Raw genomic sequence first — 15,676 nt, 5'->3', positions numbered from 1 at the left:
TGGGTCGGTCAGCTGAGACCGGCGCGGAGCTTGGCGGCGGCGCTGAACGCGTCGGCGCCAAGCTCCGCCTCGTCCCACAGCTCGCGCCACTCCGAGTCGGCGCCGAGGACCCGGTCGACCGCGGCGCGGGCGAGCGCCACCAGCTCCGGGGTCGCTGCCGGGAGGTCGGCGGCGGGCAGGCTCCGCCCGTACGCGGTGAGGTCGGTGCCGGCGGCTGCGGCGGACACCACCGCGGCGGCGGCCAGCGCCCGCTGCCCCTCGTCGACCTCGACGTACTCCTCGCAGGGCAGCGCGAACGCCGACCGCAGCACGTCGGCCCGCCCCGCCGGCGCGGCGGTCAGCAACTCCGCGTGCAAATCCCCGGCACCGTCGTTGTCGAAGATCCCGGTGTCCCAGGCACCCATCCGCGCCTCCCCTCGCCGTGTCGTCTCGGTCCGATCCTGCCCGGCCGGTACGACGTTTCGCTGGCCGCCGGGTTACGCCGGGTCGGGATCTCGGCGGCCACCAACCGTTCGAACGCCGGCCGGCGGCCACCCACCTCCACTGTCAGGCGTCGGCGGTGACGGTGTCCAGGGCGATCTCGACCATCTGGGAGAACGACCGCTCCCGGTCGGCCGCCGGCAGCGCCTCGCCGCGCACGATGTGGTCGGACACGGTCAGCAGCGCCAGCGCCCGGACGTCGAACTTCGCGGCCAGCGTGTACAGCGCCGCCGCCTCCATCTCCACCGCCAGCACGCCGTAGCCGGCGAGCCGCTCCGGCAGGTCCGGCCGGTCGCTGTAGAACACGTCCGCGGACAGCACCTGGCCGACCCTGACGTCGACGTCGCGCCCGGCCGCCGCGTCCACCGCGCCACGCAGCAGCCCGAAGTCGGCCACCGGGGCGTAGTCGATCACGCCGTCGAACCGCTGCCGGTTGATCGCCGAGTCGGTACTCGCGCCGATCGCCGCGATCACGTCCCGCAGCCGCAGCGAGTCGGCCAGCGCGCCGCAGCTGCCCACCCGTACCAGGGTCTTCGCGCCGTAGTCGTTGATCAGCTCGTGCGCGTAGATGGAGATCGACGGGATGCCCATCCCGGATCCCTGCACCGACACCGGCACCCCGCGGTAGGTACCGGTGAAGCCGAACATGTTGCGCACGGTCGAATAGCAGGTCGCGTCGGTGAGGAAGGTCTCCGCGATCCACTTCGCCCGCAGCGGGTCGCCCGGCATCAGCACCCGCTCCGCGATCTGCCCGCGCTCCGCCCCGATGTGCGTACTCATGATCACTCCAGTCCTCGCGCTGGTCGGCGCACTGCCGCCGGCCGGAAAGCAGAAGGCCGGCGCGCCGCCGCGGAACTCCGCAGCCGCACGCCGGCCGACCGGCGGTGGTGGTGGGATTTGAACCCACGGAGGGCGTGAACCCTCACACGCTTTCGAGGCGTGCTCCTTAGGCCGCTCGGACACACCACCGCGAAGGACTGTACCGGATGGCTCCGAGCCGGCTCCATTCCCCCGGCGGGCGCTCAGCGGGCGCGGGTCGCCGCGGCGTCGACGGCGGCGCCGAGCCGGGTCAGCGCCTCGGCGAAGTCCGGCTCGGGCAGGTGGCCGAAGCCGAGCCGGAACACCCGGTCCGGCTCGCCGAACGTGCCGCCGGGCTCGACGCGGGTGTCCAGTTCGGCCAGCCGCGCGTAGAACGCGGGTACCGCGCGGTCCGGGATCTCCTCCGGGGACAGCCGGAGGCAGCACAGCGCGCCGCCGTCCGGCCGGACCAGGTCGACCGGTGCGGTCTCGACCCAGGCGGTCAGCGTGGCGAGGGTACCGGCGAGGAACGCGGCCCGCGGGGCGAGGATCTCCCGCTGCCGGCGCAGTACGGCGGCGCCGAGCACCTCGTCGATGCGGGCGCCGGAGATCGAGGTGAGGAACTTCGCGTTCCGCAGCCGCTCGTACAGCTCGGCGTCGGTGACGGTCAGCCAGCCGAGCCGCAGGCCGGGCGCGCCGTGCGCCTTGGACAGCGACGAGCAGGTGACCACCCGGGGCGAGCGCGGCGCCGCGGACGGCGGCACCGGCGCGGCGCCGTACGTGCAGGCCCGGTAGGTCTCGTCGACCAGCACGATCGCGTCCGGTGCGGCGCGTTCGGCGACCACGTCGAGCAGCGCCGCCAGCTCCTCGCCGGAGTAGCGCACCCCGGACGGGTTCTGCGGGGAGGCGAGCGAGACCAGCCGGGTCGTGCCGGTCAACCGGGCCGCGACGGCGTCGATCGGCAGCCGGTACCCGTCGTCGAAGCGCGCCGACACCACGTCGACCGCGGCGCCGAGCCCGGCGGGCACCGTACCGGTCGGTGGGAAGCAGGGGCCGACCACGAGTACCCGGCCGGGCGTCCGGTCGAGGGCGAGCAGCGACATCGCGCCGGCGGCGCCGGTCGTCAGCAGGACCTGGCCCGGCCGTACCCCGGTGTCGGCGGCGACGAGCGCCCGCAGCTCGGCGTCGCCGGGCGAGGTGCCGTAGCCGAGGGTCAGCGCGGCGAGGCCGGTCGGGTCGACGATCTCGTCGAGCCGCAGTGCCGGGCAGGTGCTCTCGGCCAGGTCGTACCGGACCGAGGTGTCGATCAGGCTCGACATCGTACTGAGTGGAAACCGTGCCATGGCGCCGATCCTGCGTGGCGGCGCCGGGTCCGCCAAGAGCCAATCGGAGCCGACTGGCCCGCACCGACCGGCGGGGCGGGGTACTCAGCGGGCGATGGGGATCTCCGGCAGGTCGGTCCACAGCTGGCGCAGTTCGGCGTACGGGCGGTCGGGCAGGTCGCCGAGCACCGCGAGCAGCGCGGGCCGGGCCCCGGCGGTACGGGCGGCGCCGAGCAGGTCGTCCCGGCTGGCCGCGCCGGTGGCGAACGCCGACTCGACGTGGTCGGCGATCTCGATTCGGGTGACGGTGGTGGGGTCGGTGGCAAGCGCAAGCGTCATCGAAACTCCATACCTAGCAACGGATCCCGCCGTCGGAGCGGGGCGACGGTGGATGGGGGGCGCCGGCCTGGCCGGCGGCCGTACTGCCGAGATCAACGACGTGCCAGCGGTTTTGGACGCGCACGGGTTCGCCCGATCGGGTTCCCGGCGCGGGGCGGCCCCGATCCCTGGCGAGTGGGACCGGGGCCGCGTCGTGCCGAGTGTGGCTGCGGGCAGCGGCGGAGTGCCCGCCCGGGCACCCCGCCGCCGCGATCACTCGAAGGGCGTCACGCCCTTCGGGGTACCGAGGCCGGTCGGGCCGTCGTACCCCTGGACGCCGGTGCACAGGTAGTCGCCGCCGCAGTAGCCGTTCGACCCGCCGACCGCGTCGTGGAACGCCGTCGGCTCGCCGTACAGCCGCTTCGGGGTCACCGTCGACGGGTGCCCGGCCAGCGCGATCACGCCGGCCACGAACGGCGACGCCGCGCTGGTGCCGCCCACCACCAGCCAGCCCGCGTCCGCGCCGAGCCCGTACGTGTCGTAGACGGCGACGCCGGTGGCCGGGTCGGCGACCGCGGAGACGTCCGCGACGGTGCGCATCGAGCAGTTCTCGTCCCGCTGCCAGGACGGCTTGTCGATGTAGGCCGAGCAGCCGCTGCCCGCGCCGGACCAGGCGCTCTCGGACCAGCCGCGCGCGTTGTCCGCCTTCGTCAGGGTGGTGCCGCCGACCGCGATCGTGGACGTGAGTACCGCCGGGAAGGACGCGGCGACGAACCCGGCGTCGCCGGACGACACCGTGATCGGAACCCCGCTGTGCTGGTAGTAGTGCGCGTAGTCGGACATCCCGTTGAACTCGTCGGTGCCGTAGCTGTTCGACACCACCGAGGCGCCGAGCCGTACCGCGGTGTCCACCGAGGTGCCGAGCGCGTCCAGGCTGGCGTCGTCGCCCTGCACCAGCAGCAGCCTGCAACTCGGGCAGGCGGCGGACGCCAGCTGCAGGTCCAGCGCGGTCTCCACACCCCAACCGGAGTCCGGCTCGGGCAGCGGAGACGTGTCGCCCTGCTGGTTGACGATGCGCAGGCAGCCCGACTGCACCGTGCACGCGGGCAGCCCGTACTGCTTGCGGTAGGCGGCCAGGTCCTTCGCGGCGGTCGGGTAGCCGTACGCGTCGACGATCGCCACCGTGCCGGTGCCGCCCTGGGCCGGCAGCCCGTACGCGGCGCGCAGGTCCTTCGCGCCGAACCCGTCCGGGGTCGCGTCGGCGCGCATCGCGTCGTGCCGCGTCCGCCCGGTGGCCCGGTACTCGGCAAGGCAGCGGGCCGCGCCCGGCCCGGCCACCGAACACGCCGTGTGCAGCCCGGTCGACGGGGTCTGGGCCGAGGCCGGGGTGGCCGCGGCGACCATCCCGACGGCCAGGGCGGCGAGCGCGGCGCCCGCCAGGGTGCGGCGAAGCGTTCTTCCGCGGCGAACCGTTCCGATCATCGATCCCTCCTCATGCTCGATGGGCAGGTCCGGGCAGCGCGGCGCCGGTCGGCCGCGCTGCCCGGACCTCGTACTCAGGACTGGGCGACGGTCGCCGCCGCGTGCACGATCTGGGTGACGGTGGCGTGGGTCGAGTCGGACGCGGTGACCTTGAGGGTCACCTGGTGGCCGGCCGCGGCTGCCGGGTTGCGCCAGTGCGCCCGGAAGTTGCCGGCGCCCAGGTCGCTGACCTTCGCCCTGGTCCACGTCCTGCCGTCGTCGAACGACACCGACACGGTGGCCGACTCGACCGGTACCCGCGGGGCACCCGCCGAGTGGTCGACGGTCAGCGCGAGGGTGTTCCGGCCGACCGGGATCCGGCCGTCCAGGCCCTGCTTCAGCCGGTAGTGCGGGAGCAGCAGGGACACCGGCGAGCAGTGCGTGGGGTCGCCGTCGGAGCCGCAACCCCACCGGTCGGTGGGCACCGTGGTCCTGCCGGAGTGCGCCGAGCTGAACGTCCACTCGCTGTGCGACGACGTCGACTGCGCGGTCCACGGCGCCTTGCGGGTCTGGTCGTACGAGATCCGGTAGTTCCCGCGCGCCGCCGGTACCGCGACGTCGACGCCGGTCACGTCCTTCCCGTCGGCCAGCTGGGTACTGCCGGAGAACAGCTGGAAGCGCGAGGTGGAGACGGTACCGGGGGTGCTCGGGTCGTCCAGGTAGCCGGAGTGGTCCGGGGTGGAGTCGCCGACCGGGGCCAGCGCGATCGACAGCGTGTCGTCGATCCGGCAGGCGCCGCAGAAGTACCCGCCGACGCCGGTGTCGGCCGGGATCGTCGGCGCGAGCGGCCCGCGCAGCCAGTCGACCCGCTCGTGCTGGCCGCCGCGGAACACGTACGAGCCGGACTGGAAGGTGCCGCCGAACGCCTCGTCGGACATCTCGGCGTCCATCATCGCCGAGTAGGTCAGCTCGGCCCCGCCGGTCAGGTACTCGGTGCGCCGCATCGGCTGCGGCAGCGGGATCCCCAGCCGGAACTGGAACAGCTCCCAGGACGGCGAGTCGAACCAGACGCTGTCACCGGTGCGCTTCTCGTCCGCGTAGTAGCTGGTGTTCAGGGTGGCGAGGCTGCCGGCGGTGGCCCGGTAGTGCTGGTTTGCGCCGATCGCCCGGTCGCTCGGGAAGATCACGTCGTACAGGTACGGTGTGGCCGCCGAGTCCGGCGAGGTCGCCGTCTCGTGCACGGAGAAGTGCTGCACGCCGACGCCGGCCGGGCTGGTGGACAGCCGGACCGGATGCCCGGCGTAGGTGCTGACGCCGGACTGCAGCCCGTAGTCGTCGCTGGCGCCGCGCGCCCAGGTGAGGTCGATGCCCTGCACCTCGGCCGGTTTCGGCGTCGCGACCGACACCTCGTGGGTGGCCCGGCGCAGGTCGACCGCCGTCGTGGTCGCCGTGCCCGACACGGTGAACTGGCCGAACGACAGCCACTCGCCGGTCAGCTCGCCCTGGTCGTCGGCCGTGTAGTAGTACGCCATCAGCGCGTAGTGCCCGTCCGGCACGCTGATCCGCGCCTCGCCGTGCAACGCCTCCGGGAACGCGGCGTACTTGCGGGAGTCGTCGACGTTGACGACGCTCAGGCTGGCGTCGTCGGCCGGCCTGCCCTGCGGGTCGGTGACCTTGATGGTGGCGGTCCGCATCGGAAAGTCCGGGTGCGCGGTGCCGCTGCCCGGCGCGACCCCGGGCCGCCCGGCGACCAGTGCGGACACGTCGAACTGCGCCAGCCGGTAGCTGCCCGCGCCGAGCGCGTGCAGCGCGGTCGCCGGCACCACGTAGGTGTCGTCGCCGTACCGCTGGGTGAGGTAGGTGCGGCGCGCGGTGCTCGCCGGGTGCGCGGTGCGGACCCGGCCCTGCGGGTCGGTCCCGACGATCACCTTGTCGCCGGTCGGCAGGGTCACGCTGGCGGTACGGGCGTGCCCGGCGCCGGTCTGGTCGGTGCTGAGGGCCGGCCGTACGGTCGGGCCGGCCGCGGCGGGCAGGGCCGCGGCGGCGGTACCGACCGCGGCGGTTGCGGCGAGGGCCGCCACGGCGGCGGCCCGCCGGCCGCGCCGCGGTCTGGGTGCTGAGGTGCTGTGCTCTGCGGCTGCTGGCATGAGTCCTTCCCCCGTGTGTCGAGCGACGCTGCGGTCGCTGCCGGGTGCTGTGACGGCACCATAGGCCGATGAGAAAACCCTTGTGGGACAAGAGATTTCGCCGATCAGGCAGTGTCGGGCACAGGACGATCGGCGCTCCACCACCGGCCGTCGTGGAGTCGCGTCGCGATCTTGCCGTCACCTATGAAGACGCACAAAGTGCCTGAAAAGTTGATGGGTCCGGCGATTTCTTTTGGCTTCTTGTGGATTTGCTATGAGCTACCCCACATTGCCCCGGGCCGGCCCGGGGCCCGGGCGTGTCGCTGGATCGCCGGCCTCGCCGCCTCGCCGCGTCGCCGGACTGCCGTGTCGCCGGACCGCCTGCGGCCTCGTCGGAGTGCCTGCGGGACCGCCGGCGGCGTGGCCACGTTGTTCGCGGCGTCCGGTCTGCCTGCGGTACTGCCGGTCGCTGGCGCCCGGCCGGAGAGCAGTTGGGTGCGTTCGGCGTGCGGCGGCCGGGCGCTGCCGGTACGGTCGGCGTCGGACCCGCCGGAGGGAGTCGGGCATGCAGAAGTCGTCACTGACCGCCCTGGCCCGCGAGCAGCTGGCCGCCGCGCTGCGGTCCGCCAACGGCCGCAGCGCGTCCACCGTGTACGGCGGGCACGAGCGACGGTTGCGCCAGACGGTGATCGGGCTGACCGCGGGCGAGGTGCTCAGCGATCACGACAACCCGGGCGAGGCCACCGTCCTCGTGCTGTCCGGCCGGATCCGGCTCGCCGCCGACGAGGTGTCCTGGGACGGCGCGGAGGGCGACCTGATCACCGTGCCGCACGCCCGGCACAACGTCACCGCCCTGGAGGACTCCGCCATCCTCCTCACGGCCGTCCCCCTCCGCTGACCCCGGCGCGGGCCGGAACGGTCAGACGCGGCCGAGGACGTGGCGCAGGCAGGACTCCAGGTCCGGCTGGCGGAACCGGTAGCCGCTGCGCGCCAGCACGTCGGGGTGCGCGTTCTGGCTGGCCAGTACGGTCAGCTGGGCACCCTCGCCGCCGAGCAGCAGCCGTGGCGCGAACGCCGGTACCGGCAGCACCGCCGGTCGGTGCAGCACCCGGGCGAGCGTCGCGGTGTACGAGGCGTTGGTGACCGGCGCCGGTGCCGTTCCGTTGACCGGGCCGGAGATCTCGTCGTTGGTCAGCGCGTGGTGGAAGATCCCGACGATGTCGTCGATCGACACCCAGGACAGCCACTGGTCGCCCGGCCCGAGCCGGCCGCCGGCCGCGGCCAGGAACTGCGGCAGCTGGTACCGGAGCATCCCGCCGGCCGGCGACTGCACCACCCCGGTGCGTACCTGCACCACCCGCACGCCGGCCTCGCGCGCCGGCCCGGCGGCGGCCTCCCACTCCCGGCACAACGTGGCGAGGAAGTCGGTACCGGGACCGGACTGCTCGTCGACCCGCTCGGTGCCGCGCTCCGCCCCGTAGTAGCCGATCGCCGAGCCGGACACGAACACCCGCGGCCCGGCATCCTCCCGGCGCAGCGTGGCGAGCGTGCGGGCGAGCAGCCCGGTACCGAGGATCCGGCTGCGGCGCACCGCGTCCTTGTGCGCGTGGGTGAACCGGCCGGCGATCGGCGCACCGGCGAGGTTGACCACCGCGTCCGCGGGCCGCAGCGCGTCGGGGTCGAGCGACGCGCGTTCGGGATCCCAGAACACCTCGTCGGGTACCCGCGGGGTGCGGCGGACCAGCCGGATCACCCGGTGCCCGCCGGTGGTCAGGAACGCCGTGAGCGCCTGCCCGATCAGCCCGGACGCGCCCGCCACCGCCACCGTCAGTGGCGCGCTGCCGGCCGCGGCGTGCGCGGCCAGGTCGTCGGCGAGCTGCCGGTGCCGGTAGGCGAACATCCGCCGCAGCCGCGCCTGCACCTGCCCGGCGGCGAGTTCACCGGCCGAGCCGAGCGGGAGCTGGTACGACACCTCGTCGCGCAGGTCGCAGCCGGTGTCGGTCTCATCGAACACGTGCCGGTGCCGCCAGCTGTCGAACGGCCCGGAGATCTGCACGTCGGTGAACTCGTGCGGCGGCTCCAGCGCGGTGTGCCGCGCCACCCACCGCGGCGCGATCGACGCCGGTGGACCGGCCAGCCGCAGGATCGCCTCCGCGCCCTCGGCCAGGTCCGGCGCCTCCTGCGCCACCGTGACCGGCTCCCAGGGCGGCAGCAGCCGGCGGATGGCGCCCGGCCGGGTGTGCCAGTCGAACACCTCCCGGACCGGATGTGGCAGCGACGTCTCGGCAGTGAAACTGTGCACAGCAAACCCCCAACCGCGGAGCTTCCAGTCTGCCCGCTCCCGCTCCCACCGCACGGCCAACCCGCCAGGTTCGTCGGAACTCGGCATGTCCCGCACGCCCGCCCGGGTCCGGGTACTTCCGCGCGACGCTTTGCTCTGCCCACAAATACGCACCGGCCCGGCGGCACGCTGAGGTGCGCAGAGCCGGCTCTGCGCACAAATACGCACCGCCTGGTGGCACGCTGAGGTGCGCAGAGCCGGCTCTGGCCACCCACCCGCACCACCGGTGGCACGCTCAGGTAGGCAGAGCAAAGGTGGTGCGCGAGCACCGCCGCCCCGGGAAACGGCGGCAGGTCACCAGGCCAGGCGGGCGAGTTCGCGGGCGGCAACGGCGGCACGGCGCCGGCGGGGCACCCGGGCCCGGCGGGACAGCACGTCGAAGTCGGCGCGGGCCACCTCGTCGAGAATCCCCCGGTAGAGCACGGCCGCGGCGCGGATACCCGGTCGCGCCGACCGGCTCAGCAGCTCGATTCCCGGCAGCGCGGCCTCGTACAACTCGTGCGCGCGGGCAACCTCGAACGCGATCAGCGCCCGAACCGCGCCGTCCGCCACCGGCGCGGCCAGCGCCGACCGGGTCACGCCGAAGCGGGCCAGGTCCTCGCCCGGCAGGTACACCCGGCCCCGGTCCAGGTCCTCGCGGACGTCCCGGATGAAGTTCGTCAGCTGGAACGCCACCCCGAGCCCGCGCGCCGCCTCCCGGGCCGCGGCGACCGGAACCCGCTCGGTACCGAGGATCGGCAGCATCATCGACCCGATCGCCGCCGCCGAGCCGGCCATGTACCCGCAGACGTCGGCCCAGCGCGGATAGTCGGTCACCGTCAAATCCATCGCCATGCTGGCGAGGAACGTCCGGAAGTCGGCGACGTCCAGGTCGAACACCCGGATGGTGTGCAGCACCGCCGGCAGGATCGGATCGGTCACCGGTTCTCCGGCCAGCCCCGCCTCGAACCGTGCGGTGAACGCGCGCAGCGCGGACTCCCGCGCCGCGACCGGGCCACCACGATCCACCGTGTCGTCGGCGTACCGGCTGAACCCGTACAGCGCGTGCACGTGTCGCCGCTTCCACCCCGGCAGCAACATCGTGGCCAGGTAGTACGTCCGCCCGTGCCGTCGGTGCAGGACCTGGCACCGGCGGTACGCCGCGGCCAGTGGCTCGCCGCCGTCCCACCCCGGCCCGCGCACCGACACGTCGCCCGCCCCTCCACGTCGCTTCCCGACGATTCTCACGTACCCGCTGGATCGTCCTACCGGCCCCCGGCCCGGTGTGGGCGGTAACGTCGCATCCGGTACCCAGGCGTCGGGCCGGGCCCGGCCCGACGCGCCGCGACGAGCCGGGAGCGAGCATGCCGGAAAACCGGGAAGTACACCCCGTCGAACTGGTCGATGCGGCGGGCCAGGCGATCGGCACCTGCACCGTGGCCGAGGCGCACACGCTGCCCGGCCGGCACCACCGCGCCTACTCGGTACTGCTCGCCGGGCCGGACGGGGTGCTGCTGCAACGCCGTGCCGAGGTGAAGACCCGGTTCCCGCTCCGCTGGTCGAACACCTGCTGCGGGCACCCGGCCCCGAACGGCGACCTGGCCGCGGCGGCGGCACAGCGGCTCGCCGAGGAGATGGGCGTCACCGGGGTCGAGCTGCGCGAGGTCGGCGAGTTCGACTACCGCGCCGAGGACGCCGCGACCAACCGGGTCGAGGACGAGCACGACCACGTCCTCGTCGGGTACGTCGACGGGGCGACCCCGGAACCGGACCCGACCGAGGTGGCGCAGTGGCGATGGGTGCCGCTGCCGGAGCTGCGGGCGGCGGTGGCTGCCGACCCCGACTCGTACACGCCGTGGCTGTCCGGGGTCCTCCGGCTCGCCGAACCCGCCGTCCTGAACACCTGAGGCGGGAAACACCTGAGGTGCCGGACACCTCGGCCAGCGACGTGCCATCGAGGGCGCATCGTACGCAGTACTGACGCTGCGCGACCTTCCTGCCACCCGACGCAGCCGACGTGCCGGCTGTCAAAGCTTGCGGCACGTCGGTCGCGTGCCGACGCGTTCTAACCTGACCCCGGGGATGGCTAACCGGGACGGGTGGGACAGATGCGTCATCGTTGGCGAATGGTGGTGGCGGCGCTGGGGCTGATGCTGCTGCCTGCGGGCTGTGGCAGTGCACCCGCGCGTGCGGGCGGGCCGGCCGCCGCCCGGCCGCGGGCGCATTCGCCCTCGCCGACCGCCAGCCCGTCACCGAGCGTGCAGGCGAAGCTGGTCGAGTCGACCACGCCACCGCGCGGCGGGGACGGCCCCAGCGGGTCGCTGCGGACTACCGGAACCTCCGCGGTCGCCCTCACCTTCGACGACGGACCCAGCCCGGTGTGGACGCCGAAGGTGCTGGCGTTGCTGAAGCACTACCACCTGCACGCGACGTTCTGCCTGATCGGCGAGCAGGTCAAGGAGTATCCGAAGCTGGTCGCGCGGATCGCCGCCGACGGCCACACGCTCTGCAACCACTCCTGGGACCACGACGAGTACATGTCCCAGCGGTCCACCAAGTACATCCGGTCCGAGCTGACCCGGACCACCGCGGCGATCCGGCACGCCGTACCCGGAGCTACGGTGCGTTACTACCGGCAGCCGGGCGGGAACTGGTCGAAGCGCATCGTCCGGATCTCCCGCACGCTCGGGATGGCACCGCTGGACTGGTCGGTGGACCCGTCCGACTGGCAGCGGCCACCGGCCCGGTCGATCATCGCGAACGTGAAATCGCACACCGGCCGTGGCTCCATCGTGCTGATGCACGACGGCGGTGGCGACCGGTCCCACACCTGCGCCGCGCTGCGCACCCTGCTGCCGTACCTTTCCCGCCGGTACGACCTGATTCGGCTCTAGGATCTGTCCCGGCGAGGCCCGGGCCCGCGCCTGCCGGGGATCGGATTTGGTCGGCGGGGCGGCGTCACGTATGCTTGCGTCGCTTCCAACGGCAGGCCGGCGGAGGTGCTGGGACCGGTTGCATGGTGCCAAGGTGGTTCTGCCATCATGGTTCAGCAACAGCCAAGCGCCCTCATCGTCTAGTGGCCCAGGACGCCGCCCTTTCAAGGCGGTAGCACGGGTTCGAATCCCGTTGGGGGCACGACCGGGTCTTCCGGACCAGGTCCCGTGGAGCAGTTGGAGTGCTCGCCGCCCTGTCAAGGCGGAGGTCGCGGGTTCAAGTCCCGTCGGGACCGCCGACCGGCCGGCGTGTGTTCGCAGAAATCGCGAGCACACGCCGGCTTCGTGTTTTCTGGGGCGCGGCACCCAGACCCGCGCGGCGGAGGGGTTTCGCTCGCCGGTACCCCTGGACCTCGCTCGCCGTTCGCCGGGCGTCCTCGTCCCCGACCTGCCGGGCCGCGCGCGGCCGGCGGCCCCGCGACCGGTGGCTGGGTCCGGCTGTCCGGCGTGGCGGGTATGGCGGTGGGAACCGGGTGTGAGAGGCGCGGGGTGGGCGGGTAGGATGTGGCGAGCACGCTGCGGTCAGGTAGCTCAGTTGGTACGAGCGTCCGCCTGAAAAGCGGAAGGTCGGCGGTTCGACCCCGCCCCTGACCACCACAGAGGACCAGGCATTTCGCCTGGTCCTTCTGTTTTTTCGGTGATCATCAAACTTCTCGCGACTGCCCGCGACTTCCCCTTGATCAGCTGCCCTTTGGGGCACGCGGGGGCACGCTCGTCAGCACCACCATCGGCGCGCCGGCCACCCAGTCCTCGACGGAGTACGGCTGTTCGGCGTACCAGGGCTGAAGGCGGAAGGCTTCGGCCGTGATCCGGCGACGCTTCGCCTGCTCGATCACTTCTGCGGCCGCGACTTCGACGTCACGATCGGGACTGCGGAGGTGCAGTACCGCCCGAGGACAGGCCCGCAGGTTCGCGAGCCAGTTGCGGGCGCCGGGTGTCCCGGTTATCACCGTCTCGCCGTCGACGGTCAGGTACCAGATCTCCACCCGGCGGCGCTGACCGCTTCGGCGGCCCACGGTGGTCAGGTCGCACGTGCCCGTTGGCGGAACCTCGCCTGCTCCCACGGCCGACAGACTACGTGACGAGAAGGATCGGACAGTGGTGTCACTGTCGAGAACGCCCTCACCGGCAACAGCCGGGCTCGCTGGCGCTGTCTACCGGAGGTATCGCCGGGCACTGGGCGTGGCGCCGTCATCGGGTACGTCAGTTGGGCGGGGTCGCGTCGAGGTGGGTGCGGAGCTTCTGTGCGTAGGGCCAGCGCTCCTCGGCCGATGCCATCCGCTCCTCGGGCGCCGAGCGGTACAGCTCGTCGCCGTGGTAGCGCGGGAACACGTGCCGGTGGAAGTGCCAGACGTCCTGGTTGCCGGCCGGTTCGTTGTGCTGCCGGGTCGAGATGCCGTCGCAGCCGTACGTGTGGCGCATCGCGATCGCGATCCGGCGAACCAGGTCGTGGATGGCGTGCCCGTACTCGTCGGGCAGGTCGTACAGGTTCTCGTGGTGCGCGGTCGGTATCACCAGCACGTGGCCGTGGTTGTTGGGCCACCACCGCGGTGAGATCAGCGCTGCCGCCTTGTCGGTGCGGCAGACGATGTCTCGTTGCGTGTTCCTCGGGTTGTCGACGCCGGCGAGCACGCCGCAGAACCGGCAGCGGTAGCCCTCGGGTGCGTGATTGAACACCGGTACTCCTCGTCGGTGGCCCGCTCCGATCGGTCCGCCCAGGCTAGGTGGCTCGGTTCGCGAGGATCAACCGCGGCTGTTCCGGCGGGTGGCCGGTTCAGGAGGCGACCAGGACCGCCTTGGCCCGGTCCAGAACGGTGCCCAGGACGCGGGCCGCGGCGGTGAGGTCCCCGGCCGGCAGGTCGCCCCACAGTTCCTGGGTGATCGGGCCGATCGCGGCCCGTACCGTCGCCCAGCGCGCCTGCCCCTCGTCGGTGACCTGGATCCGGCCGTCGCCGCCGTCGCGCAGGAAGCCCGCGGCGGTCAGCTCGGCGATGCGCTCGGCCACCGCCGCCGGCCTGTACTGGGTGGCACCGCCGACCCGGCGGACGAGTTCGGCCCGGTCGATGTCCCCGCCGCCAACGACCGCGAGGGTGAGAGTAACCCACTGGGGTTCGGTGATGCCGGTACCGGCGAGCTGCCGGTCCAGGATCGCGTTGAGCGCCTTCTCGGTCTGGCCGATGAGCGCGGTGCCGAAGGTGCGGTCGGTCGTCGTCATGACGGCTCCCTATCGTTCGCCGAACGAATGTTCGGGCGTCTAACGTTTACCTCTGCAGCGAACCTACATCGTTAGTACGACTAACGCAATCGTCGTGACCAGCGTCATGACCAGCAGATCCGCTGCCGAGTACAGGAACCGGACCCAGCACGGGCGGTGATCCGGCCGAGGCAGTGCCCGCGCCGTCACCCGTTCCGCCATCGAACGTGCGGGCCGAAGGCCCCGGGCGCCACCCCGGTTCGCGCCTCCGCCCGACCTCGCGGGGCGAGCCGCTACCGGCGCAGGAGCGGGGCGTGCGGGGTGACGCCGATCGTCGCGCCGGTGAAGTGCAGGGTCCACCAGCCGCCACGGTCGGGGAGGACCGCTGGCGGCGGCACTTCGTACGTCGCGCAGAGCGTCGACAGCAGAACGGGGATCAGGTCGCCGTGCGAGGTGGCCACCACGCGGCGGCCCGGGACGCGATGCGCGATGGTCAGCACCGCGCGGAGCCCCCGCCCCGCCGCCCAGGCGCCGGCTACCGGGCCGGAAACGGGGGCGAGGAAGCCGTCCTTCCAAGCTCGGGGCTCACCGAAGTCCTCCGTGTCACGCAACTCAGGCAGCCGTTCGATGGGCAGCCCGGTGGCGTCCGCCAGTGGCTGGACCGTCTGCAGGCACCGCAACATCGGACTCGAGAAGATCGCCGCGATGCCCGCCCCGATCCGAGACGCCAGTGCTACGGCCTGCTGGTGACCAGCCTCCGTCAGGGGGCGCTCGTCGTGGGCGCCAGGCCAGTCCGAAGGTTGTACCGAGGCGCAGTGTGGCACCAGGTCCAGGGTGAGGCCGTCCAGGGTCGGGATCACCCACGGAAGCGTATCCGCGCTGGGGGACGCTGGAGGCATGGATGTCGATGAGTTCTGGCAGCTGGTGCGGCGGGCGCGCGACGCGGCGGGATCGGCGGCGGACCGGGCCGTGGAGGCCGGCGTACCGGAATCGACCGCGGAGGCGCTGGTCGCCGAGCTGACGCGGCTCCCGCTGCCGGAGATCGTCGCCTTCGACCGGGTGCTCGGGCGGGTGTGCGAGCGGGCCGACACCTGGGATCTGTGCGCGGCCCGCTGGATCATCGAGTACGGGTTCCTGTCCGACGACGGCTTCGCCGAGTTCCGGGCCGGGCTCGTCGGGTTGGGCAGGGACGCGTTCGAGCGGGCGGTCGCCGACCCGGATTCGCTCGCCGCGCACCCCGCTGTACGGGGCGTGAGCGACGGCGCCGGCCGCGACCGGTGGATCGGGGACGAGCGGCTGCTGTTCGCGGCAGCCCGGGCGTACGAGCAGGTCACCGGCGATGCAGACGCCTTCTGGGCGGCGGTAGCGTCGGCCGGCGACGAGCCGCCGACCCGTACCGGCCGGCCGGCCGGCGAGCGGTGGGACCTTCGGGATCGGGCCGAGTGGCGTCGCCGCCCGCCGAACCTCGATGCGCTGTTCGCCTTCGGCCGCCACGATCAGGCATCGACGCGGCAACCACCTCGGTCCGGGCGGCACGATGCGGGGTGATGCGGTCTCGTTCCGGCCGCTGACCCGCGGCGACTTCGGGCGGTTCCGGCGCCGGCTGGCGACGCGGCACGTTCTCGGCGTCCTCTACGCCGAGCCCCGCGGCCGGATCCGGGTTG

At 73.2% G+C, this 15,676-nt stretch carries 16 protein-coding genes and 4 tRNA genes; 7 read left to right on the top strand and 13 right to left on the bottom strand.

What is annotated here, in order from left to right; genetic code table 11:
* Positions 1 to 8: 8 nt before the first annotated feature.
* The 7 genes from Athai_RS29205 to Athai_RS29175 form a co-directional block, all read right to left on the bottom strand.
* Complete coding sequence (locus Athai_RS29205; RefSeq protein WP_203964454.1) at positions 9 to 404, bottom strand: DUF4259 domain-containing protein; 396 nt, start codon at positions 402 to 404, stop codon at positions 9 to 11.
* A gap of 142 nt (positions 405 to 546) precedes the next feature.
* Positions 547 to 1,260: a purine-nucleoside phosphorylase gene (gene deoD / locus Athai_RS29200; protein WP_203964453.1), complete on the bottom strand. Its 714-nt coding sequence runs from the start codon at positions 1,258 to 1,260 to the stop codon at positions 547 to 549.
* A gap of 102 nt (positions 1,261 to 1,362) precedes the next feature.
* Positions 1,363 to 1,449, bottom strand: a tRNA-Ser gene (locus Athai_RS29195).
* Between the two features lie 53 nt (positions 1,450 to 1,502).
* A complete protein-coding gene (locus Athai_RS29190) occupies positions 1,503 to 2,597 on the bottom strand; it encodes a pyridoxal phosphate-dependent aminotransferase (RefSeq protein ID WP_239157238.1) in 1,095 nt (364 codons plus the stop codon).
* Positions 2,598 to 2,705: 108 nt separating this feature from the next.
* The gene (locus tag Athai_RS29185; RefSeq protein WP_203964451.1) at positions 2,706 to 2,939 is read right to left on the bottom strand and encodes a DUF2795 domain-containing protein; all 234 of its coding nucleotides are present in this window, start codon (positions 2,937 to 2,939) and stop codon (positions 2,706 to 2,708) included.
* A 252-nt stretch (positions 2,940 to 3,191) separates the two neighbouring features.
* Complete coding sequence (locus Athai_RS29180) at positions 3,192 to 4,400, bottom strand: S53 family peptidase (protein WP_203964450.1); 1,209 nt, start codon at positions 4,398 to 4,400, stop codon at positions 3,192 to 3,194.
* 74 nt (positions 4,401 to 4,474) lie between these two features.
* Entirely contained in the window at positions 4,475 to 6,526 is a 2,052-nt protein-coding gene (locus Athai_RS29175; protein WP_203964449.1) for a hypothetical protein, read from the bottom strand.
* A 544-nt stretch (positions 6,527 to 7,070) separates the two neighbouring features.
* Here Athai_RS29175 and Athai_RS29170 point away from each other — a divergent pair.
* Complete coding sequence (locus tag Athai_RS29170) at positions 7,071 to 7,403, top strand: cupin domain-containing protein (RefSeq protein WP_203964448.1); 333 nt, start codon at positions 7,071 to 7,073, stop codon at positions 7,401 to 7,403.
* Between the two features lie 21 nt (positions 7,404 to 7,424).
* Here Athai_RS29170 and Athai_RS29165 read toward each other — a convergent pair whose 3' ends face one another.
* Together Athai_RS29165 and Athai_RS29160 are read right to left on the bottom strand one after the other, a co-directional pair.
* Positions 7,425 to 8,807: a TIGR01777 family oxidoreductase gene (locus tag Athai_RS29165; protein ID WP_203964447.1), complete on the bottom strand. Its 1,383-nt coding sequence runs from the start codon at positions 8,805 to 8,807 to the stop codon at positions 7,425 to 7,427.
* 333 nt (positions 8,808 to 9,140) lie between these two features.
* Complete coding sequence (locus Athai_RS29160) at positions 9,141 to 9,995, bottom strand: phytoene/squalene synthase family protein (protein WP_239157487.1); 855 nt, start codon at positions 9,993 to 9,995, stop codon at positions 9,141 to 9,143.
* Positions 9,996 to 10,189: 194 nt separating this feature from the next.
* On the opposite strand from Athai_RS29160, the gene idi reads away from it, so the two are divergent.
* The 5 genes from idi (at position 10,190) to Athai_RS29135 (ending at position 12,415) form a co-directional block, all read left to right on the top strand.
* Complete coding sequence (gene idi / locus Athai_RS29155; protein WP_203964446.1) at positions 10,190 to 10,732, top strand: isopentenyl-diphosphate Delta-isomerase; 543 nt, start codon at positions 10,190 to 10,192, stop codon at positions 10,730 to 10,732.
* Between the two features lie 219 nt (positions 10,733 to 10,951).
* Positions 10,952 to 11,719 carry a polysaccharide deacetylase family protein gene (locus tag Athai_RS29150; RefSeq protein ID WP_239157237.1) on the top strand — a complete coding sequence of 256 codons (768 nt, stop codon included), beginning with the start codon at positions 10,952 to 10,954 and terminating at the stop codon, positions 11,717 to 11,719.
* A 168-nt stretch (positions 11,720 to 11,887) separates the two neighbouring features.
* A tRNA-Glu gene (locus tag Athai_RS29145) sits at positions 11,888 to 11,960 on the top strand.
* A 20-nt stretch (positions 11,961 to 11,980) separates the two neighbouring features.
* Positions 11,981 to 12,054 (top strand) — tRNA-Asp (locus tag Athai_RS29140).
* 284 nt (positions 12,055 to 12,338) lie between these two features.
* A tRNA-Phe gene (locus Athai_RS29135) sits at positions 12,339 to 12,415 on the top strand.
* Between the two features lie 83 nt (positions 12,416 to 12,498).
* On the opposite strand, the gene Athai_RS29130 is transcribed toward Athai_RS29135, so the two are convergent.
* The 4 genes from Athai_RS29130 to Athai_RS29115 form a co-directional block, all read right to left on the bottom strand.
* The gene (locus Athai_RS29130; RefSeq protein WP_203964444.1) at positions 12,499 to 12,882 is read right to left on the bottom strand and encodes a nitroreductase family deazaflavin-dependent oxidoreductase; all 384 of its coding nucleotides are present in this window, start codon (positions 12,880 to 12,882) and stop codon (positions 12,499 to 12,501) included.
* A 139-nt stretch (positions 12,883 to 13,021) separates the two neighbouring features.
* Positions 13,022 to 13,495, bottom strand: coding sequence for an HIT family protein (locus tag Athai_RS29125; RefSeq protein ID WP_239157236.1), 474 nt, complete (start codon positions 13,493 to 13,495; stop codon positions 13,022 to 13,024).
* Positions 13,496 to 13,592: 97 nt separating this feature from the next.
* Positions 13,593 to 14,033: a MarR family winged helix-turn-helix transcriptional regulator gene (locus Athai_RS29120; protein WP_203964443.1), complete on the bottom strand. Its 441-nt coding sequence runs from the start codon at positions 14,031 to 14,033 to the stop codon at positions 13,593 to 13,595.
* Positions 14,034 to 14,305: 272 nt separating this feature from the next.
* Positions 14,306 to 14,872, bottom strand: coding sequence for a histidine phosphatase family protein (locus tag Athai_RS29115; protein WP_203964442.1), 567 nt, complete (start codon positions 14,870 to 14,872; stop codon positions 14,306 to 14,308).
* 37 nt (positions 14,873 to 14,909) lie between these two features.
* Here Athai_RS29115 and Athai_RS29110 point away from each other — a divergent pair, with 37 nt between their 5' ends.
* Positions 14,910 to 15,560: a DUF4240 domain-containing protein gene (locus Athai_RS29110; RefSeq protein WP_203964441.1), complete on the top strand. Its 651-nt coding sequence runs from the start codon at positions 14,910 to 14,912 to the stop codon at positions 15,558 to 15,560.
* Positions 15,561 to 15,676: the final 116 nt, after the last annotated feature.

The sequence above is a fragment of the Actinocatenispora thailandica genome, from assembly GCF_016865425.1.
Classification (GTDB): domain Bacteria; phylum Actinomycetota; class Actinomycetes; order Mycobacteriales; family Micromonosporaceae; genus Actinocatenispora; species Actinocatenispora thailandica.
Note: the sequence above shows the minus strand (reverse complement) of the source record. Positions and strands in the feature narration are given on the sequence as shown.